Here is a 20,482-nt window from a genome sequence, read left to right as displayed (position 1 = left end):
TCAATCAAATATGTCGTATGCTAGATCGACTATGCTAGCGACCGAGCCTTTCCCTTTATTTGTTTCAAATCTTAAATTATGAAACAGAAAAAACTCTTAACCATTATCACATTTGCGATCTTCTGGATTCCGCAATTGCTCTTCGCTCAAAAAGGTGACCCCTTTTCAAATCTCAAACCAGGAGACTGGTTTGAAGTTCTGGTTTCAGATACCGCGCGTAAGCCGAACTCTGAAAGCTATCAATACAACATTCGATACACACTGAAAACTCTTAAAGCAGGCGGTGAAAAGGAGTACTCGCTTACCTACGAAAGAATAAGAATGATATTCTCTGTACCAGGGTCTGCACCCTTAGGTTATGATTCCTACTACCCGCCCTACAAACAAGGAATTGTGCAACAAACTATTAAGCCTAGGTTAAATGGTAGTCTTTCGAAAGACGGAAAGGTATTATCTATGATCCCAGCTGGTAAATTTGCCAATATAGAGCTCAATGAAATTGCTGTACGTAAAACCTATGGAGGCTCATCTGTAAATTTTCCGCCCATTGGTCAGGAGACAAGTTCATTCCTTACAAAATACATTTTTGAAGCACTTCATAACAATGATCCAACTTGGTCTAATGGAATGCTATACAAAAATTCAGGATTAACATTTTTGGTTACCACAGCATCATTTCCACTTCAATCAAATGTTATTATAGAAGGACAGATAAAAAACGTAAATCAGCAGGTTCGCGACTACCTGGGACTTTTTTTACCTGAAGCTGCTCAAGACTTTAAGGTCCGCGAAGACGGTAGTTTCAAATGGACTGCACGTTTAGTCTGGGGGAATGCGGTTTCATTGAGATACCGTAATCCTTCCAAAACAATTGATGACTCTCAAGTTTTTCCGGCAGGCGTAGATGTTAAGATCGCAACGGTAGACTGGCGGATTCCTTTGTATTTGCGCCCTGGCGATACCCTTCGGATCAGCGCAGATGGTAATGATTTGATTAACACCTTAAAATTCTCAGGCAAAGGAGCTCAAGCTGCCATGCTCGGACTCAAAGTTGCAAAGGCTGATCAAGTTAAGAAAACTCCCGAAATAGATTATTCACCAAAATCGTTTTCTGCTAAAAGTTTTGATGAAGCACAAGCAGCTGACCGCTCTAACTTCATAAAGCTTATCTCAGCCAACAAAGATCAAACGAGTCAAGAAGTAATTAAATTCTTAACTCAGAAATTCACTTTCGAGCAAGCTAATGCACGTCTGGACCTGCTACAGAGAACCAATTTTTTACCAGAGCCAAAAGCTGCAGAAACATTCGAGGGATTTCCAGATAGGTTTTTTAGTTCAATTGACACTTTACCTGTCCTGATGCTCGAAAACACCCAAGCCGATTGGTATAAAAAATTCTTAAATAACTTCAAATTATATGCTACGTGGAAATCAGGTAAATATAATGGAGGCTCATGGGGATTTTTCCTAAATGACTATGTGAGTTCATTACATTACCTCAAGCGCTTTCCACTTTACTACTCCCTTGCTGATGCGTTTGAAGACGAGATATCTTCCAGCAGTTGGCAGGAAGCACAGTCTTTAAAGCCTTATTACGATGATTTTATTAAGAATTGCGCTGATACTGCCTTAACGAATTTAGTACAAGCCAAATGGCAGGCACTCTCGCAATGGGCTCCAGGAAAGCCGCTTCCACTGAAGAAGATTACGCTTGCAGATGGTTCCATGTTAGATTTATCAAAATTTAAGGGCAAGGCATTAAGTATTACTATCAATTATCATTATCCAGACGAATTAAAACGCCTAATTGCACGAATTAAAAAGCAAGATCCGAATAAAGTTCATTTCCTAATTGTACAGTTAAAAGAAGATGGTTATCCCAATTCTGCTATAGCTGACGAGCTTAAAAAACTTCCTCAGGTTAGCTACGTGGAAGTTTCAAGAGATAATGAAGATATAGAAGATCTGGTGCTATTAACTAATTTCGACATTAAGACCTTTGTGCTAGATAAGGATCAACGCATTATCACAGATAATATCAACGACAATCCAAATAAACTTTCACAAGACATACCATTCGAAGAAGCACTACAAAGAGCATTGTCGCCCAAGAAAATGAATAAGGAAGATAAAGCAGAATTGATTAAAATAATAGGATGGAGCATAGGCTCCATCCTTTTTGTAGCGCTCATCTTCCTTTGGATTTACAAAGTGAGAATCTCAAATATCAAAAGAAAAGAAGCATTAAAAAGACAAATTAAAGAGTTAGAGATTAAGGCTATCCGATCGCAGATGAATCCTCATTTTATGTTTAATGCCTTGAATTCGATCCAGTCTTTAATCAACAATCAGCAATATAAAGAAGCGAACGTGTATCTCGAAAAGTTCTCTCTATTGATGAGGCGGGTACTTAATAATTCAGGGAAGACCTTCATTAGTCTCTCAGATGAACTAAAGGCAGTTTCTCTATATGGAGAGTTGGAAAAGCTGCGGTTCGATTTTCACTTCACTATCAATATAGAAAACGAAATTAACGCAGAACTCATCGAAATCCCAGGAATGATCATCCAGCCTTTAGTGGAAAACGCAATCCTGCATGGCATTGCACAGAAGGGAACTGCTGGGAAACTAGAAATTCATATAAGCATGGAAGCCAGCTATTTAAAAATCGAAGTTAAAGATAATGGACTTGGTTTAAAAGGTGGTATCAACCATGTTCCACAAGATGGATTCGGTTTGAAATTGGTGAAAGAACGATTGAGCCTATTAAACGATCAAGGCGCAGATGGTAAATTAGAATTAAGTGCTAATTTAGGAGAGAAAGAAAGTGGCATTACCGCGACATTGACTATTCCAATAGATTAATTATTAGAATGATGAAGATCAAAAGCATCATCGTGGACGATGAGTCTAAAAGTAGAAATAACTTAAAACTCTTACTTCATGAGTATTGTCCAGCAGTGGAAGTCGTGGGGGAAGCAGAATCGGCAGCCAGAGCAATGCTGCTTATAACAGAACATCAGCCCGATTTGTTGTTCCTGGATATAGAAATGGGCGAGCTTTCTGGTTTTGACTTGTTGAAATTGCTCAATGGCAAGCAAACTTTTGAGCTGATCTTTGTAACTGCCTTCGATAAATATGGAATTCAAGCGGTTAAGGCCTGTGCTTTGGATTATTTACTTAAACCGATTAATATTCTGGAACTCAGCAATGCTGTTGATAAAGCTATCCATCAAATAGGGCCCAAGAAAGAAAACGAACGTCTAAGAGAGTTGATTGCAAATATCGACAGGAAAGACGAGGAACAGAAAATAGCAGTCCCCCTTGCAGATAAAATTGAGTTCATTGCTATTTCAAAGATTATTCGCCTTGAAGCAGAAGGTAACTACACACATTTCTATCTTGAAAATCAGAAGCATTACATGGTTTGCAAGACCTTAAAAGAATATCAGGAATTACTAGAGATGCATCAATTCATTCGCAGTCACCAATCTCACTTGATCAATTTTCGTAAGATTGCTGCCTATGTTAAAACTGATGGAGGATACATCGCTATGGAAGATGGTAGCCAGATACCAATTTCTCGTCAGAGAAGGGAAGATGTGCTTGCCAGAATATTGCGCTGATATAATCTTCGAAAAACAATAAGCCTTCCACTGCAGCCCTAATTTCTTCTGATGTTACTCCGAATTCCTTTGCGGCATAAGCAACTTCGTCGCTGTCGTTTAAGTCGATCTTACTATCGTCTCTTCCTGTTTACTTTTGTCGTCTGCCATAGTAGTTGATTTTAATTGATTACCAAAATATTTTAGAACTTAACAGCTATTGAAAGCAAATGTTTCTGGTTTAAATAGTATCTTCAATCTAACCAAAAGATAAAAATATGAAGTATCTATTAATGCTCGCCCTATCAGTTTGTTTATTTATAAATGCTAATGGTCAAGATCCGATAAATCTCCTGCAAGGAACCTGGCAAATAAGAAGTTTCAAATATAACGACGTGCAATCTACGAGCGAAACATCTCCTACTAGAAAATACAAATCCTATACTCCAACTCATTTCTCAGTACTAGAGATTGATACGGCTACTGGAGTAATTATTACGAGTATTTTTGGGAGTTATCAGGTTGCCGACAGTACTTATAGGGAAACAATATTGAACGTAAACAAAGAATCGGCTTTTATGATTGGCAAAACCTTTTCCTTTAAACTGAGTTTCAAAAATCCCAATACGCTATTGACAGTAGGCAGTTTTAATGGCGTAAATAGTGAAGAAGTTTGGGAGAAAGCTACTGCTATGAAAGGAGTCACTAGAATAGATGGTGGCAACAAACTTTCCGAATTACAGCCTCTTTATATTTTGAAGAATAAGTTAGAACAAATTAAATTCCACAGTAATATTAAAGAAGGAAAAAGCCCTTTAGCCTTTATACCCCAAGACCATATCGCATCGATAGAAGTTTTAAAGGATGCGACCGCCATAGCGTTATATGGAGCAGATGGTAGACAAGGGGTTATCATTATAACTATTATAGAAAGCGAGCAAGCGAATGTAGTCAAGTTGCTAAAGGCTGCGGGATTGATTGATTAACTATAGTCTAATAGTGTATCGGCTAATTATTCAACCACTTTTTTGTTCCGGTTATCTGTTAGGTATTTTCGAAATGGGATATCGTAAGCAATCATTACCAAATAAGCAGCTCCAACAAGCACAATTAATCCCATTACAACTATAAATGATAATTGTATTGTTTCCGGCTTATGACTTATATAATAATTCCCAAACATCCATAAGGCTGCATAATGCGTCATGTATAACGGATAGGAAATTTGTCCAGAAAATACACATATCTTTTTGAAAGCAGTTGCTAAAGTAGTACCTGCGCCTAGAGCTATCAGTAAAGGAAAGTAAAATAGAACTATCAAAGGTTCTGATATCCAGTTCCATTTCGAAAACGGTATTAAAAAGGCGATCAACAATAAAACAAATAGTCCGATAAACCCAAGTTTGTTTTTAATGATCCAATTCGAACGATAGATTAGTAAACCCACCAGAAAAGAATAAGAAAGCCGTACGCAACCATCCCAGAACGTAGGTCCGCTCCAGCCGCCCAATAAATTACCGGAACGGTAGGCTACCAAGCAAATAGCAAAGGCAGAGAGTATGGTTAACAACAGTAAGTAGGTGCGGCCCATTTTATAAAGTATAAATGCATAAACCACATTGGCTATATATTCCCAAAATAATGACCATGCAGGCGCATTGAAGCTAAATAAGTTAAAGCCACGATCTTCAATTATGGGTAAAGGAATAAGTAGTATGGAGCAAATGAAGGTTAAAATGATCTTGCCAGTGCTATACAACTCTGGATGGCCGCCAAATGGATCAAATAGGAACGCCAACAGACCTAGTATTGATCCTGCGATAACCAGGGGATGCAATCTAATTATCCTTGATCTAAGAAACATAAGGATACCCATTTTTGCTATGCGATCGTCGTAAGCATACCCTATCACAAATCCCGAAAGGCAGAAGAAAAAATCGACAGCTAAAAAACCATGTCCGATGAAGTTTTTGCTGGGATCCGTATATACCCACTCCATAAAGTGAAACGTAACAACCGCCAGGGCGGCAACGCCCCTTAATCCATCCAGAATTTCGAAATGTTGTTTCGTTTGCAAAGTTGTAGTGGTAGTTGTATGGTTGTCCATCAATTTTTATGCTTTCAGGGTGAGTCCAATAAGGCTATTGTGCCGGGACTGCTGATGCCCCAAGTTATCTAAATCAATGATGCTATCAAAATTCAAAATGAAAGGAGCCAAGGAACTGCTACACTGATCTCCGAATCATCATTTCCAGGTTCCACAAATTCATCTGGTATTAACCGACCGTGGACAATTATTTGACAACTTCTACTTTAACTAAAGATATACAAAAGCATGAATAATCTGTCATCTGACCCACTATGACTATAAATTTAGATATACATAAACATCCTATGTATATAATCATTACATTTGTTTATGGCGATGAGTAACGAACTTTTCAAGGGTACCCTCCAGACGATTATATTGAACCTACTAGATCAGAATGAAAAGATGTATGGTTATGAAATCACACAAAAGGTCAAAGCGATAACGCAAGGAGAACTCTTACTAAAAGAAGGTGCACTATACCCGGCCCTGCATAAATTGGAAGCTGAGGGTCTGCTTGAGACCTCTACTGAGATAGTAGAGAATAGGGTTAGAAAGTACTATTCTCTTTCTAAAGAGGGAGAGAAAGAGATGTCCAACAAACTTCAGGAAGCCAAAGACTTTATAGCTAATCTGCAAATGCTTCTTAATCTTAAACCTTCTTTATTATGAAACTGACTTGCGACCAATTAGTTGAAATCAAGGCATATATATCTGGGACACCTCGTTATAGAGAAACGTACTATGAACTTTACGATCATATTGTAAATGCGATGGAACAGTCAGACAAGCCCTTTAGTTTGGATCTAATGAAGCAGATTGTAGAGGATGACTTTGGTGGATTCCAAGGGATTGTTAAGCAGGAAGAAATCTATCAAAAGTCTGTCACTTCTAAATACAACAGATTATTGAGATCAGAAATGCTCAATTCATTTAGAAACTCAACAGTATTGAGCCATTTGGCAGTGCTTTTCTTTGGTTACATGTTGTATAATGCCAGCCTTACATCAGAGATCAATCTTAAGCCAATGGTTGTCTCGATCGTGATCTTTTCATGTATTCCCTGCCTCTATTATCTTTTTAAAAGGTTTGTATTAGACAGAAACAAGTATAAACTTTCTATAAAGTATGATTTTCTCCATCGGTGCTTGCTCGTGGGATGCCTGACGACAAATACTTTCAATTCGCTTTTTGTTTTCCAACATAGTTTTTTTGGCATCACTAATCATCAAAGGGTTATTGTGCTCATCGTAATAATGTTTATTTTAAATCTTTATGTCCGGTCATTTCTAAAAGTTTACAACAAGCGAATCAAGATACTAGCGGTCTAACCAGCATTTTTTTACTTTTTAATATGTTTCAACACTCTATCAAATTCTTGGTCATTCTTATATTTGGTTCACTTAATTTTAATTCAGCACTAGCATGGTTATTATCGAGTATAAGCGACGATACTTTGAGTTTCAACAGTAGTAAATTATATTTATGGATCAACCGCAGTACCTGCTGTGTCTGCCTATGAAAGGATAGTTATTGAGCCCTGTTTAATAGCATTTATTTAAAGTCCTCACAAAGTTCTATTGTCTCTTTGTTTCAGCGTATCCATCCCGTAAAGTAAGTGTTGATTGTATTTTAGAATACAGTGTCAGGGTCAACAATCTTATCCTGCATTTTTCCTGTCCTGATCTATACATGCCGCATGGATTATTTCCATTTATGATTTCTAGGTTGACGGCAGTAGTTGGTCCATTTTATTTAAAGCACAGGATTCTGTTATTGAAAAGATGATCGCGCTTTGTTCCACTGATTGGTGGTCACCTTGCGTAATTAGCCAGCTTATCCCATCTTTTGAGCATATAGCTGTATGCTTTGGCAATTAAAGGCTTTGGGGATAAGTGCGCAGGTAGCATTTTAAGTGTACACTTAAGGATTTATGTACACATTTACCATTTTAAGTGTGCACTTGACCTTTTTTTAATATTAAATCTGCTTTTTTTTAATATCAGTATTGTAGGTTCGTTTAAGCAATCAACCAATGCTGCTTCTAATCATGCTACTAAATACTACTACATTTCCCTATTTCAGGACTACAAAGAAGAGCCTCACTGGTTTATTACTAGTTGCCTCTTCTACGTCCTGGCTTCGAGTCTGCTTCGTATCTGCTTCGTGTCTGCTAGCGCTCGGCCCGAAGGAAACACCCATAAAACACATATCGGAGCGGTATTTGAAAAACTTCAGTACAAACCCCATATCAACGAGAGTATTTTCTCAAAAAACAAAGCGGGAAAGGTCTAAAATTCAAATAGCCGAATGCCGGGATCAATTATGCCGCCTGCCATCAATGTTCACGATTTTCTTTACATCGGTAACTTTTATCAGTTCAGAAACGCACTTTATTAAACAACGCTACCGATACACTTTCTTATTCTCTATGATTTATTAGCTTTGGAGTCGAAATACTAGAATTAAACAATGGGTCTGTTTGAACCGCTAAATGAAGTTGCTTTTGTCGCCAGCGTTGAAATTGACTTTGAAAATCGCCTCAAATACAATTTAAATAAAGAAATACAATGAATCATTGGTTAGTCAAGTCAGAGCCTTTCAAATACAGCTGGGAACAATTTAATAAAGATGGCCGTACCTTCTGGGATGGTGTGCGCAATTACCAGGCACGTAACAATCTCAGAGAAATGAAAGAAGGTGACCTAGTGCTTTTCTACCACAGTAATGAGGGGAAAAACGTAGTCGGCATCGCAAAGGTTGTTAAAGAATCATATCAGGATCCAACCACTGACGATACCAACTGGGTGGTTGTGGATCTGTCTCCTGTTGAACCGCTGAAAAATCCGGTATCGTTAGAACAGATCAAAAAGGAAGAAAGTCTTAAAGATATTTCGCTAATCAGGCAAGGAAGGCTCTCCGTCATGTCGCTTAAAGCAGAAGAGTTCGACAAGATTCTGGAAATGGGAAGCTAGCAGGCTACTCAGGAAAGAACAACGCCTTCAACTCGTGCGCGTCATTTGCTTTCATTTTGCCGCCTAAGACCAATCGTAATTGCCTTCTTCTTAAAGCACCTGCAAACAACTCCTTCTCTTCATCGCTCTCTGGAATAAGTTCTGCTACAGGAATAGTCTCGTTATTTTGCCCTATGGCCACAAAAGTATAGTAGGCCTCGTTAGACTTCAGCCGAACTCCTGAAGGTATGTTTTCTGCCCAAACATCAAGTCTTACCTCAACCGAGGTAGTGAATGCGCGGGTAACTTTTGCTTCGATGGTAATTACATCGCCGAGCTTAATGGGGTGTTTAAAAGAAACATTATCCACAGAAGCGGTAACCACAATTCTATTGCAATGCTTTTGAGCCGAGATCGCAGCGGCAATGTCCATCCAGTGCAAAAGCCTTCCGCCCATCAAATTATTAAGCGTATTGGTATCATTAGGCAGTACCAATTCATTCATAATGGTAAAAGAGTGGCTGGGGTTCTTTACTTTAAGACTCATATTAATTTAGCGCTTCACGTTATTAATGTTTGTAAATCCTATCAGTTCCTCCCAACGGGAGCCTGGTTTACGGTAATACACGAAGACTTGATAGGTATTGTTTGTTTCAAAGAAAGAAGCTTCAAAAACAGTTTGGTCAATCTTGCCGGTATCTTTATCCAGCCAGACATATTTGTAGTCGTACAGTCCTTGTTTCAGCGTAATGTTCCCAAAAAAGCGTTTTCTTCCCGCATCATAAGTAAGCTTGTTACTTTCGTTCAAAACGTAATTATTAAATCGTCCCACTACATAAGCCGCGCCATTTTTTGTGGGCGGGAGCGAGTTCAACGTAAAGGAAACTCCTGCATAATCTGCATCTGTGACCGGCTCTCTCCCTTCATTGTTTCTAATGAAGAAAGCTCCGTTCTCATCTATCAGATTACTATACTTTGCTTTACTCGCTGCCGGATCTTGGAAAAGAATGACATTGATGATCGAATCTTTAATGATGTCCTGCACGTTTTCTGCCTTATACCGCAGACTTCTCATGTCAAATTTCCTAAACTCATTTCCTCCGGGAAAATCATTGGTGTTCAAATCATTGTACACCAAAGCGCCTGGCTTAATAAAAGAAGGTTTAGTATTGGTAATTGCTGTTAGAGGATCCGCATTCTGCATTACTACAGCCTTTACGTCGGTGTAAGCATTTTGAATTGCTATTTTATGGAAGATGGTAAAGTTGAGCTTCTGATTACTAAACCGTAAGGATACTTGCGGACTTGGTACAACATCCGTTGCGACATTGACAATGTTTTCTACTATAAAGAATCTTTGGGAGATTACTGGTTTTTTAAGGTTACCATCTTCATAAACTTTCAGCAGGTAGTTTCCTGAGACCTTAGGCTTGATCTGTGTGTTGGGTATCTTGAGTTCGTAGTGTGTGAACTTCTGTAGGGTGCCAAATGAATATTTAAAGTCCTGTATTCTGTCTTCCGATAGGCTCTCCAGGAAATCCATTGTAGAAAGACGAGAAGGTTCCCAATCGGAAGTACAATGCTCAATGGCATACCAATAGATTTTACTGCCACCATTAAGGTCATCGAACGAAAAGATCAGTTGCTCATTTGAATTCAGCGTAATGATTGGAATAGATTGCTCTTTTTGCGCATTGTAACATTCTACCGTTTTAATATTCGGTTGGTAGATTTTGTTTTCATAGACAAATTGCTGTTGTGCAACAGCAATTTGGAGATTTAATACTAGAAGTAGAAAGCATGTAAAGCCTTTCATCTCTACTTACCTTCCAGGTCCATGATATCAGATGCAAGATCTTCCCATGTAGTCTGAGCAGTATCAAGCAGATTCTTCGATGCCAGGTAGCGTTTGTTTGCTTCAGATAATTTGCTGGAATCCGAGTAGGTCTTTTCATCAGCAATCTCCGACTCTATAGCTTTAACCTGATTCTCAAACTCTGAGATATCTGTCTCAATCTTTTTAAGCTGATCGTTCAGCTTTTTCAATTGCTGTTGAAGATTTGGAGTAGAAGGCTTATCATCAACTACTTTCTTAACCTCTTTATCTGGCCTCACTGGCACAGGAGTAGGGGTTGCTGGTGGTCTTTTACTATTCCATTCTTCGTATTCAGCATACGTTCCAGGGTATTCTTTAATGTCTTTGTCTTCAATGAACCAAATTTTATTGGCCACATTGTCTAAGAAATACCTATCGTGAGAAACTGCTATAAATGTACCTTCATATTGCGTCAAGGCCTGAATCAGAATGTTTACCGATTGGATGTCCAGGTGATTCGTAGGCTCATCTAGGATCAGGAAGTTTGAATCCGTTGTCAGAGATTTAGCCAGGGCAACCCTTGATTTCTCTCCTCCGGAAAGTACGCGTATCTTTTTGAATACATCATCTCCCGTAAATAGGAAACAGCCTAAAATGCCCCTAAGCTCAGTGTCTGTATGCTTTGGTGCAAAAGCCTGAAGCTCTTCTAGTATGGTGTTTTCTAAATGCAGTGATTCTAACTGGTGCTGAGCAAAGAAAGTGGTGGTCACATTATGACCAGTTTCACATTTCCCCTCAAAGCTTTCTGCGCCCGCAATAATTCTTAGCAGGGTAGACTTACCTTTTCCATTCGCACCAATCAAGGCAATCTTATCTCCTTTTTCAATAAGTCCATCAGCATTCTCTAGTATCTCAATATTTGGATAGCTTTTGTTAGCTTCGTCGACTTTGATTACGTGCCGACCAGATGGTTTAGAGAACTTGAACTGGAAGTTTACGGTAGGGTTATCGTCATCCACATCTTCTACACGCTCCATTTTATCCAACGCTTTCATGCGGGATTGCGCCATTTTAGCTTTCGAAGCCTTTGCCCTAAAGCGCTCAATCAGGCGTTCTTCCTGCTTAATCTTAGCCTGCTGATTTTTAAATTCACCTTTCTGGATTTCACCTCTCAGTGATTTTTCTTCTAGATAGAAACTGTAGTTGCCGGAATATGGTGTCAGTTTTCCTTTGCGCGATTCAACAATCTTGTTCACTACTTTATCCAGGAAGTACCTATCGTGGGAAACGATTACAATAGCACCTTCAAAACTACCTAAATAAGTTTCCAGCCATTTGATGGAGGGTAAATCCATGTGGTTTGTAGGCTCATCCAGTAATAAGATATCTGGAGTTTGTAATAGAATCTTCGCAAGCATCACACGCATTCTCCATCCACCGGAGAAGGTGTTCAATGGCCTGTGCTGATCTTCTGTGCTAAACCCTAGACCTGCAAGGATCTCATTTGCTCTATATTCTATGCTGTAACCATCTAAAGCCTCAAACTCTTGTTGCTTGTCGCTGAGTTTATATAAGACATCTTCAGAATAGTCGGTCTCAATTTGCTTTAGGAGTATTTCTATTTCATCATGAAGCTGGTTCTGGCGTTCAAATGCCTCCATTGCAACATGCAGAATGCTATGATGTGAATCGTAAGAAAGTAAATCCTGATTCAGGTAGCCTATTTTCAAGTCTTTCGACATAGAAATGCTGCCTGAAGATGGCCCATATTCACCAACAATTATTTTTAAAAGTGTAGATTTTCCCGTTCCGTTGGCACCAATTAGTCCAACCCTATCTCCTGGTTTAATATGCCAGTTTGCCTCGTCGTATAAAGCTCTGGAGCCTATAAGGAATGTTAAGTCGTTTATTGAAATCATGTGATTGCAAAAATACAAACAAATGTGCATTTTTGGCATTAATTAATTCCTTCGTTCCATGTACCGTCTTATTAAACCGATATTCTTCAAATTTGACCCCGAGAAAGTTCATTATTTTGTTGTAGAACGTTTAAAATGGTTCCATGAGCGCTTTCCATTAGGTCAGACTATTTTGAGAAGTAGCTTCGATGTGAAGATAAAAGGCCTGGAACGTGAGGTTTTCGGTATCAAGTTTAAGAACCCGGTTGGCTTAGCTGCGGGATTCGATAAGAACGGAGAATACATTGAAGCATTGAGCGATATCGGATTCGGTTTTATTGAGGTTGGTACCGTAACTCCACTACCTCAACCCGGTAACGATAAGCCAAGAATGTTCCGTCTGGAGGCCGATAAGGCCATTATTAATAGGATGGGCTTCAACAATAAAGGGGTAGACACCCTGGCAGAGCGACTAAGGCTATTAAAAAGTAAGAATACGGAGATTGTTATTGGGGGTAACATTGGCAAGAACAAGAGTACCCCAAATGAAGATGCGGTTAGCGATTATATCAAGTGTTTCGACAGGCTTCATGAGGTGGTTGACTATTTTGTAGTAAACGTAAGCTCTCCGAATACGCCTGGCTTGAGAGCGCTTCAGGAAAAGGAACCTTTAATGGATTTACTGAATACCTTGGAGCAACGTAACCAGCGGAACCCGGTTAAACGCCCCATTCTCTTGAAGATAGCTCCTGATCTTACCAATGAGCAGCTGGATGATATCGTAGAAATTGTTCTTGAAACTGGTATCGCAGGGCTAATCGCAACTAACACTACAATAGATCGAAACGGACTTTATTCCGAGGAAGCTGTTGTTAAGGAAGCTGGCGGTTTAAGTGGGAAGCCACTTACACAGCGATCTACGGAAGTAATTCGGTATCTGTCTCAGAAATCAAATAAGGCTTTCCCAATTATTGGCGTAGGAGGGATTCACTCTCCTCAGGATGCGATAGACAAACTGGAAGCAGGTGCTTCGCTTGTTCAACTTTATACTGGTTTTATCTACGAAGGCCCCGGATTGATCAAAGCAATTTGCAAGGAACTGGTTAAACAGCCGTGATATTACCCCACAAAAAAGCCCTTCTAAATCGTAGAAAGGCTTAAATCTTAAAACTTAAGATATTATGCTTTAGCAGTAAGCTGATCCAGGATCGCATTGTTTTGAGCCAATTGATCTTTTGTAGATTGTCTTGAGCGATTACCTAACTCGATGTTAGTCGCTAGTTTCAAGTTTTTTACGTCTAACTTTGCAAATGTTTTATTTCTTCTGTCTTTTCTTTTTAGTCTTGTAACTGCCATGTTAATTTTTTTTATTTAAATATTTAAATCTGGAGGTCGAGAGCGGATTCGAACCGCTGTAGGAGGTTTTGCAGACCTCTGCCTAGCCACTCGGCCACTCGACCCTGTTAAAATTCAGGCTGCAAAAATAGTAATTATTACTTACTATGCAATTTATTTCTGCAAATTTCTGCTGATATCAGAACAAATTATAGCTGCAGAAATGGCAACGTTCAATGATTCGGCAGCCCCAACCCTCGGTATCGTTACTGGATCGGTGATAAAAGCCTGTACCTCTTCACTTATTCCCTGACCTTCGTTTCCAAGGATCACTAGTCCCTCGCCACCCCATTCTGTCTGGTACATGCTTTTTCCTTCCAGTAAGGCGCCGAATACCTTTATCTCATTATCAGCTAGAAAAAAACTAAGATCCTGATAAAACACTTTCACACGAGCAAGAGAACCCATGGTAGCTTGTGCCGTTTTTGGATTATAAACCTCAACAGTGTTTAGTGAGCAAACAATGTACTTGAAGCCAAACCAATCTGCGGTTCTAATTATCGTTCCCAGATTACCCGGGTCTTGAACTCCGTCAAGAACTAAGGTGAAGGATCCTTTCAAGTTCTCGGCATTCAAATTCTCAGCTTCGGGGATATAAATAAGCGCTAAAATCCCTTGCGGCGTTTGTAACGTACTAATCTTGTTCAGTTCAGCGTTGTTTACTTCAAATAACTTTATATTTGCAGGCAAAGCAGGGAGTAAAGACTGGTATTGAGCAAGATAGTATATGCTGTGGATCTTAAAAGGTGAGTCAATAAATTCTATAATGGACTTTATTCCTTCAACGATGAATATCCCATTTTCTTTACGGTACTTTTTTTGATGTAACGATTTTATAAAACTTAACTGAGACTTTGAAAGCATATTTTCCTTGTAAACAAAACACCTTTTATCCTGCAATATTACTATTTATTCTCCTCTTTATATCCGCATGTTCTTCAACAAAGTATATTGCGGACTACCAGTCGATTGTTAAGAAGGTTAAAATAGATAGCGTGGACAAACAATTTGAGGAAGAGGCACTAAACTATATTCAGAAAGACATCAGGCCTACATCTACCATCGGGATTAACGTAATAATTTATAACATCTTTAATACCAAAGATGGTAAGTATAAAACTACAGGGATTAAGCCACTCGGTACTCCGCCTCCAATTTTGGACAGTGCCCTTGTAGAAATCTCCAGAGATCAGATACAAAAGTTCTTAATTAGCAAAGGCTATTTTAAGGCTAAAGTAACTTCTGCAATTGACGCCAAGAACCAGAAAGCTAAAGTTAGATTTAAGGCAAATCAAGGCCCTTCCTTTTCTATTAACAAAATAGCCTATAAAATCACTGATAGCGTAACCAAGGATACTTATTTAAAAAACAAATCACTATTTACGCATTTCAAAGAAGGTATGCGCTATGACGACGATTCCCTTTCGTATGAAAGAGATCGGATCTACCAAGTAATGAAGGAGAACGGTTACTTTGATTTTGCCAGACCGTACGTGAAGTTCGAGCTTGATACTAACTTGAATTCTAGCAAAGTTAATGTATCTCTTTTGATCGACAATCCTAAAGATAAAGCTGCACACCAAAAATATACCATTGGCGAATCCAGCCTGATCATCGCGCAAGATGCTGAGGGTTTTCAAGGGCCGATGGATAGCCTTCTTAACGATGCTGGCAAGAGTTCCCGGTTGTATAGGGGTCTTCGATACACAGACCTTTCTGGTAAGTTTAGAAGGGGTCCGATCGCACGCTACAATTTTCTTCAGGATTCCACAACCTATGATATCAGAAATGAAACGCTGACCTACGATAGGATGTATGAACTAAACGTGTTTAAGAATGTTAAAATTGATTACGCAAAAGCCCAGGATAGTTCCTATAAATTGCTGCCAATAATCCAGCTTATCCCTCAAAAAATTATGAGTAATAGGGTAGAAGGAGAAATTCCTTTTAATGGCGGTACCGTAGGCTTTACGCTAAGTAATACCTATACCAATAATAATTTGTTTAGGGGAGCAGAACGTTTTGAATTCCAAATTAAAGGAGGCTTGCAGTCCCGTATTGGAAATGGTACCTCATTGCTCAGTGATATTTACCAAAGAGACTTTTCATTGAGTTCTAATATCAGCGTGCCCCGGTTAATGTTACCATTCATATCTGCCAGACCAGGAAGAAGGGGGGGGATGCCACATACCGTTTTTTCTACGAGTTACGCCTATGCGTTACAAACAAATTTTTTCCAGCGTCATGTATTCCTAAATTCCGTAACGTACGAGTTTGTGGAGTCTAAGTCAAAATACCATTCCATTACGCCCTTAAATTTCGAGTACAGATTAGGTAATCTAAGCAGCAACTTATCAGATAGCATTATCCAGAACAATCAATACTATGTTAGGCTTTTAAGCAGAAAAGACATCACCTTGGGAATCAAATACACGTATTCTTTGAATTCTGATAAGCTGCTAACTAACAGTAACTTCATCTATTTTAGGGGCAATATGGATCTTGCTGGTAACCTATTGCAGCTTGCTTCTAAACTTTCGGGAAATAAGCACGATCCCAAGTCTGGTGATTTCGCTGAGATATTTGGCTTGCCATTCAACCAATACATACGTCCTGAAGTCGATGTAAGGTGGTACAAAGGTCTTGGGGGAGAAAAACAAATAGTAACCCGGATAAACGCAGGCGTGGGTTTTGCTTACGGTAATTCGACAGCAATGCCATTTGAGAAACTTTTTTTTGCCGGTGGTTCGAGTGGGGTGAGGGCTTTTCAAGCGAGAACTTTAGGGCCAGGAAATTATAATAGAGGTATTAGTATACCGGATTCTGCAACCAGAAGGTCTCTTTTCGGTATAGATCAACTAGGCGATATGCATATCGAAGCCAACTTGGAGTACAGGTATCTTTTGTTGAATAAGTTCTTTGGTGCCAAACTAAAAGGGGCAGTATTTCTTGATGCTGGAAACGTTTGGAATATCTCAAGTAATAACGCAGAGTCTTCCACTAAATTTGACCTCGCCAAGCTAGGAAATCAGTTGGGTATCGGTACCGGTGCCGGATTTAGATATGATGTACAGTACTTTGTGTTCCGTTTTGATGTCGGCCTTAAGCTCAAGGATCCGCAGTTTCAGGGTTCAGAACAATGGGTGATCAGCAAGCTTTTTAGCGGTGGTAAGGAGTTTAAGCGAGCTTACAATGCCATGAACAGTCCAATGCAATACCGTTTTCTTCAATACAACTTCGGTATAGGAATGCCTTTCTAAAAAGCGCTTTTCAAACCATCGAATATGGTCTCGAAGAATGTTCCAAGGCTCAAACCGTTGCTATGATTGAAGTATATAAAGATCAAAAATAGAATGACCGCTACAATGAGGAATTTTCTAAATAGGAAGGCAATTGCAAAAAGGATAACCGGAAATAGTACAAGCCACAAACTATTAAAAGCATAAGGAGTTAGGTTTCCATCTTTTTTATAAACATAGAAAAGCTTGCTATGGGGCCCCTGGTCATTTTCATGTTTGATGTATACAAAAGCAGAGCTTTCTAAAGGAAGTGGCAAAACCGCTACCCCATCGCTAAACCTAACTTCCTGGGTAAAACCACTAACACTGAATCTATAGAGGCCATTAATTTCCTCAATAGGGTTGTTCAATGAATCTGTGGCAATAATCGCGAGCTTGCTGTTTTTCAATAGGCTCTCCTTCACTATAAAGTTATTGATGTCTGAATTTTGTGCGTAACTGTATATAGATGCCGTAAGCAGCAAAATTAATAGGCGTATTCTTTTCATCCCCAATGGTATTTATTCTATTGATCGCTTGTTATAGATCAGGTATCCCAAATGTAGTAAAACGCCGTTTCTTTTTATCGGGTCGTCGTAGATATTATAACTGAAGCTAATAGGACCCACGGGAGTGTGATAAACCAGCCCTGCTGTAGCAGCATAGTGCCATTTGCCTAAAGACGAGGAATGGCCAACACCCTGAAAGCCAACTTTCTCAAACTTTTCATAAGGTAAAAAAACATAGGCTTCTGCCCTAAGCTCGAGGTGTCGCCGTAAACTGAAAATATTTTTAATGCCTCCGGCCAGATAACTTGTGGCCCTGAAGTTTTGCAAAAAGAGTGAGCGACTGTCCTGTAAGGGATAAAAAGCTGGAGCGGACAATAGCGTGGAATAGTAACTTGAGAACAGCGGTTGATTCGAGAAAACTGCTTCGGCAAGGTAACCTAACGAATACCTCCGCTTTTGAAGGAAGTAGTTTTCATCACTAACCTTGATATTAAACCATTGCCGATATTTGCTATCCACTACAAGTTTATTTACAGGCATTGCCATGACTAAACTTTGGCTGGAGCCAATACCGCCAGATTGAAAACTCTCCCTGCCCGCGTAAAAGTTCAGACTCAATAGTAAATTTCTTCCTTTACTGGGATATTGCTTTCTGTTGAAATTATACTTTTCAAAGGAGAGTGTCGATCTCGATGCATTTAAAATTGTTTTATCTAATTGATCACCAATTGCATACTTGTCAGTTGGACTATATTCATCGCCGTTATTGATAAATGAAGTTCCTAAACTTATTCTGGCATTTCTGTTAAGTGGCATACCGAGTAAAACTCCAATTTTCCTGTCGGCCTGCTCAATATATGTTGGATGCGGATTTTCTATGAAAATGGAACTGGTATTGTAGTAATCGAAGTGGTTATAGGTAAAATCGGCGGCCAGAAATAATGGTAGTCTTGATGGATAATCTACCCGTCCACTAAGCTGTACTGACTCATAAAATCTACCTGAATATAAATTGGTTCCAAAGGTGTAAGACTTCTTATTCAGGTAGTTGTACTGTAATCCCAGGAATACATTACTAATTGGTCTAGTTGAGATATTCCCTCCAAAATCAACTGTAAAGCTTTTTTGAGGTTTCGCAACGATTTCAAAATTATAGCTGTCAGATACCGGGTTATAACTGATCTTCGGATAAACCGTTTCAAATGTTTCATCGGCAACAAGCTTGTAATATCCTTGCTTGATATCAGCAAGATCAAAGGTTTTTTGATCTCGCTTAAATAAGCGCTCTACATACTTTTTCTGTTGTGTATTTACGCCTGAAACCGTAACACCACTAAATACAAGGTTTGGTTTTTTGCTGTTAAAGCCATTTCTTTTCGCAATTAATGCCTCATCTGAAACCCGCCTTCTAATTCGTTTCTTTATCAGGGGCATTTCAGCCATCGTAGCATCGTATCCCTTTTTGATCAGATCCGCTACCGGATTAAAGTTAGACACAGAGTATCCGCTGAGGTCAGGCTGAATATAAACTCCATTTTTACCGATCAAGGTAGAGTCCGACTTTGATAAAAACATGAAGACCATCAACCTGCTCATTAAACGTTCATCATTGCTTTTTGGATATTCGTTAAAAATCTTTGACGATACATTGGAGCCGATCATGACATCAGGATCGAAGCTTTTTTTCATCACATCGGCAGGAAAATTGTTGTATAAACCACCGTCAAATACATACTTGTCTTCCAGTTTTATTGGCCTGTAGATCAAGGGGACAGTCATTGTGGCCCGAACTGCCTCTGCAAGACTTCCTTTGCTTACGGTAATGCTGGTTTGCGAAAGTACATCAGACACCATGCACCTGAAAGGTACAAAGAGGTTGTCGAAGTTGTCCTTGGAGATCGCTGAGGCCTGAGAGAACAGCTCTAATAGGGCAAAGTTTAACGGAATATCATTAACCAAATTTGAACGTACACTAAGTCTCAGATTAGTGTCTATCGATAATTTCGCTGTTAGAATCGAGGGGTTAATGCTTTTTTTCTGAAAGAAAAACGAATAATCGCTGGTATACCTGCCACCAACCCAATCCTGAAAATCTTCACTCAAGGCAATTTTTTCTATCTGAGCAGGGGAATATCCTGCAGCATACATTGCCCCAACAATCCCGCCCATTGATGTTCCTGTAATGTAATCTATCGGGATGTTGTTTTCTTCTAAAGCTTTCAGAATTCCAATGTGCGCGATTCCTTTTGCCCCACCTCCGCTAAGAACCAAACCAACCTTCTGCGCGTAAGCTTTATTTACGCTCAAAAAGAGCAGTAGGTAAAGGAAATATCTTAAAGATCTCACTTTCCTAATTTACGATTTTTTACCATACAGAGAATTAGTTAGTTCATCCGCATGATGGTATAGGTCAAAACTGTAGCATAACTCACCCACAAAAAATAAGGAATAAAAATTAAGCCCGCTGTTTTGTCGATCTTGTAGAACGCTACACCATTTATACCTATCATGGCTAACAATGCCAGGATTTCATAAAATGCCGCATCAATCTGGTGAGCATAGAAAAAGAAGAAAGACCACATCAGGTTAAGCAATAGCTGTATCGCATAAATTGCAATAACCCGCGGTAGGTGATCAACTTGCTTTCTCCGTTGCCAAACCAAATAAGAAGCGATTCCCATTAGCACAAACAGCGTAGTCCAAACCGTTGGAAAAGCCCAATTCGGAGGTGTAAAAGGCGGCTTTTTGATAGTTAAATACCAAGTTTTCACGGATTCCTGGGTAAGCAGACTCCCTAAAGCACCAATGCTCATCGGGATAAATATATTGATTACCAATGCCGGAAAGCTGAATTTTGCTGATTGCTTTGCTGAAACCATAGTTCTCTTTTTTTAATATAGACTGCAATATAGGAAACCAATATTATTTCTAGATTTAT

General features: G+C 39.2%; 17 protein-coding genes, 1 tRNA gene and 1 pseudogene. 8 read left to right on the top strand and 11 right to left on the bottom strand.

Going from position 1 to position 20,482, the window contains the following annotated elements:
* Positions 1 to 78: 78 nt before the first annotated feature.
* Together ACHFIZ_RS04970 and ACHFIZ_RS04965 are read left to right on the top strand one after the other, a co-directional pair.
* Positions 79 to 2,865, top strand: coding sequence for a sensor histidine kinase (locus ACHFIZ_RS04970; RefSeq protein ID WP_410883447.1), 2,787 nt, complete (start codon positions 79 to 81; stop codon positions 2,863 to 2,865).
* 8 nt (positions 2,866 to 2,873) lie between these two features.
* Complete coding sequence (locus ACHFIZ_RS04965) at positions 2,874 to 3,626, top strand: LytR/AlgR family response regulator transcription factor (RefSeq protein WP_410883445.1); 753 nt, start codon at positions 2,874 to 2,876, stop codon at positions 3,624 to 3,626.
* Here ACHFIZ_RS04965 and ACHFIZ_RS04960 read toward each other — a convergent pair.
* Positions 3,553 to 3,741 (bottom strand): annotated as a pseudogene (locus ACHFIZ_RS04960) (DUF3606 domain-containing protein); the annotation flags it as partial. The gene ACHFIZ_RS04965 and the pseudogene ACHFIZ_RS04960 overlap by 74 nt on opposite strands.
* A gap of 142 nt (positions 3,742 to 3,883) precedes the next feature.
* Between ACHFIZ_RS04960 and ACHFIZ_RS04955 the strand changes: the two are divergent.
* A complete protein-coding gene (locus ACHFIZ_RS04955) occupies positions 3,884 to 4,591 on the top strand; it encodes a hypothetical protein (protein WP_410883444.1) in 708 nt (235 codons plus the stop codon).
* Between the two features lie 26 nt (positions 4,592 to 4,617).
* Here the strand turns inward: ACHFIZ_RS04955 and ACHFIZ_RS04950 are convergent, their stop codons facing one another.
* Positions 4,618 to 5,712, bottom strand: a complete 1,095-nt coding sequence (locus ACHFIZ_RS04950; protein ID WP_410883442.1) for an acyltransferase family protein — start codon at positions 5,710 to 5,712, stop codon at positions 4,618 to 4,620.
* Positions 5,713 to 6,030: 318 nt separating this feature from the next.
* On the opposite strand from ACHFIZ_RS04950, the gene ACHFIZ_RS04945 reads away from it, so the two are divergent.
* The 3 genes from ACHFIZ_RS04945 to ACHFIZ_RS04935 all read left to right on the top strand — a co-directional run bounded on the left by ACHFIZ_RS04945 (position 6,031) and on the right by ACHFIZ_RS04935 (position 8,669).
* The gene (locus tag ACHFIZ_RS04945) at positions 6,031 to 6,366 is read left to right on the top strand and encodes a PadR family transcriptional regulator (protein WP_410883440.1); all 336 of its coding nucleotides are present in this window, start codon (positions 6,031 to 6,033) and stop codon (positions 6,364 to 6,366) included.
* On the top strand, positions 6,363 to 7,025 hold the full coding sequence (locus ACHFIZ_RS04940) for a hypothetical protein (RefSeq protein ID WP_410883439.1): 663 nt from the start codon (positions 6,363 to 6,365) through the stop codon (positions 7,023 to 7,025). Before ACHFIZ_RS04945 ends, ACHFIZ_RS04940 begins: the two co-directional genes overlap by 4 nt.
* Positions 7,026 to 8,264: 1,239 nt before the next feature.
* The gene (locus tag ACHFIZ_RS04935; RefSeq protein WP_410883437.1) at positions 8,265 to 8,669 is read left to right on the top strand and encodes an EVE domain-containing protein; all 405 of its coding nucleotides are present in this window, start codon (positions 8,265 to 8,267) and stop codon (positions 8,667 to 8,669) included.
* Positions 8,670 to 8,673: 4 nt separating this feature from the next.
* Here the strand turns inward: ACHFIZ_RS04935 and ACHFIZ_RS04930 are convergent, their stop codons facing one another.
* Genes ACHFIZ_RS04930 through ACHFIZ_RS04920 form a run of 3 tightly spaced genes read right to left on the bottom strand, consistent with a single transcriptional unit; the run spans position 8,674 to position 12,383 of the window.
* The gene (locus ACHFIZ_RS04930) at positions 8,674 to 9,195 is read right to left on the bottom strand and encodes an acyl-CoA thioesterase (RefSeq protein WP_410883435.1); all 522 of its coding nucleotides are present in this window, start codon (positions 9,193 to 9,195) and stop codon (positions 8,674 to 8,676) included.
* A gap of 6 nt (positions 9,196 to 9,201) precedes the next feature.
* On the bottom strand, positions 9,202 to 10,464 hold the full coding sequence (locus ACHFIZ_RS04925) for a DUF5103 domain-containing protein (RefSeq protein WP_410883433.1): 1,263 nt from the start codon (positions 10,462 to 10,464) through the stop codon (positions 9,202 to 9,204).
* A 2-nt stretch (positions 10,465 to 10,466) separates the two neighbouring features.
* On the bottom strand, positions 10,467 to 12,383 hold the full coding sequence (locus ACHFIZ_RS04920; protein ID WP_410883431.1) for an ABC-F family ATP-binding cassette domain-containing protein: 1,917 nt from the start codon (positions 12,381 to 12,383) through the stop codon (positions 10,467 to 10,469).
* Between the two features lie 58 nt (positions 12,384 to 12,441).
* On the opposite strand from ACHFIZ_RS04920, the gene ACHFIZ_RS04915 reads away from it, so the two are divergent.
* Positions 12,442 to 13,479: a quinone-dependent dihydroorotate dehydrogenase gene (locus ACHFIZ_RS04915; RefSeq protein ID WP_410883429.1), complete on the top strand. Its 1,038-nt coding sequence runs from the start codon at positions 12,442 to 12,444 to the stop codon at positions 13,477 to 13,479.
* A gap of 62 nt (positions 13,480 to 13,541) precedes the next feature.
* On the opposite strand, the gene ACHFIZ_RS04910 is transcribed toward ACHFIZ_RS04915, so the two are convergent.
* From ACHFIZ_RS04910 to ACHFIZ_RS04900, 3 genes are all read right to left on the bottom strand, one after another.
* Positions 13,542 to 13,718: a spore protein gene (locus tag ACHFIZ_RS04910; protein ID WP_410883427.1), complete on the bottom strand. Its 177-nt coding sequence runs from the start codon at positions 13,716 to 13,718 to the stop codon at positions 13,542 to 13,544.
* 30 nt (positions 13,719 to 13,748) lie between these two features.
* A tRNA-Cys gene (locus ACHFIZ_RS04905) sits at positions 13,749 to 13,822 on the bottom strand.
* A gap of 49 nt (positions 13,823 to 13,871) precedes the next feature.
* Positions 13,872 to 14,621: a TrmH family RNA methyltransferase gene (locus ACHFIZ_RS04900; RefSeq protein WP_410883425.1), complete on the bottom strand. Its 750-nt coding sequence runs from the start codon at positions 14,619 to 14,621 to the stop codon at positions 13,872 to 13,874.
* A 131-nt stretch (positions 14,622 to 14,752) separates the two neighbouring features.
* Here ACHFIZ_RS04900 and ACHFIZ_RS04895 point away from each other — a divergent pair, with 131 nt between their 5' ends.
* Positions 14,753 to 17,017 (top strand): BamA/TamA family outer membrane protein, encoded by a 2,265-nt coding sequence (locus ACHFIZ_RS04895; protein WP_410883423.1) that lies wholly within the window; start codon positions 14,753 to 14,755, stop codon positions 17,015 to 17,017.
* Here ACHFIZ_RS04895 and ACHFIZ_RS04890 read toward each other — a convergent pair.
* From ACHFIZ_RS04890 to ACHFIZ_RS04880, 3 genes are all read right to left on the bottom strand, one after another.
* Positions 17,014 to 17,544, bottom strand: coding sequence for a hypothetical protein (locus ACHFIZ_RS04890; protein WP_410883421.1), 531 nt, complete (start codon positions 17,542 to 17,544; stop codon positions 17,014 to 17,016). The genes ACHFIZ_RS04895 and ACHFIZ_RS04890 overlap by 4 nt on opposite strands.
* A 12-nt stretch (positions 17,545 to 17,556) precedes the next feature.
* Positions 17,557 to 19,851 carry a patatin-like phospholipase family protein gene (locus ACHFIZ_RS04885; RefSeq protein ID WP_410883419.1) on the bottom strand — a complete coding sequence of 765 codons (2,295 nt, stop codon included), beginning with the start codon at positions 19,849 to 19,851 and terminating at the stop codon, positions 17,557 to 17,559.
* 77 nt (positions 19,852 to 19,928) lie between these two features.
* Positions 19,929 to 20,423, bottom strand: coding sequence for a TspO/MBR family protein (locus tag ACHFIZ_RS04880; RefSeq protein WP_410883417.1), 495 nt, complete (start codon positions 20,421 to 20,423; stop codon positions 19,929 to 19,931).
* Positions 20,424 to 20,482: the final 59 nt, after the last annotated feature.

The sequence above is a fragment of the Pedobacter sp. JCM 36344 genome, assembly GCF_046546555.1.
Taxonomy (GTDB): Bacteria; Bacteroidota; Bacteroidia; order Sphingobacteriales; family Sphingobacteriaceae; genus Pedobacter.
This window is presented reverse-complemented; position numbering and strand designations above follow the sequence as displayed.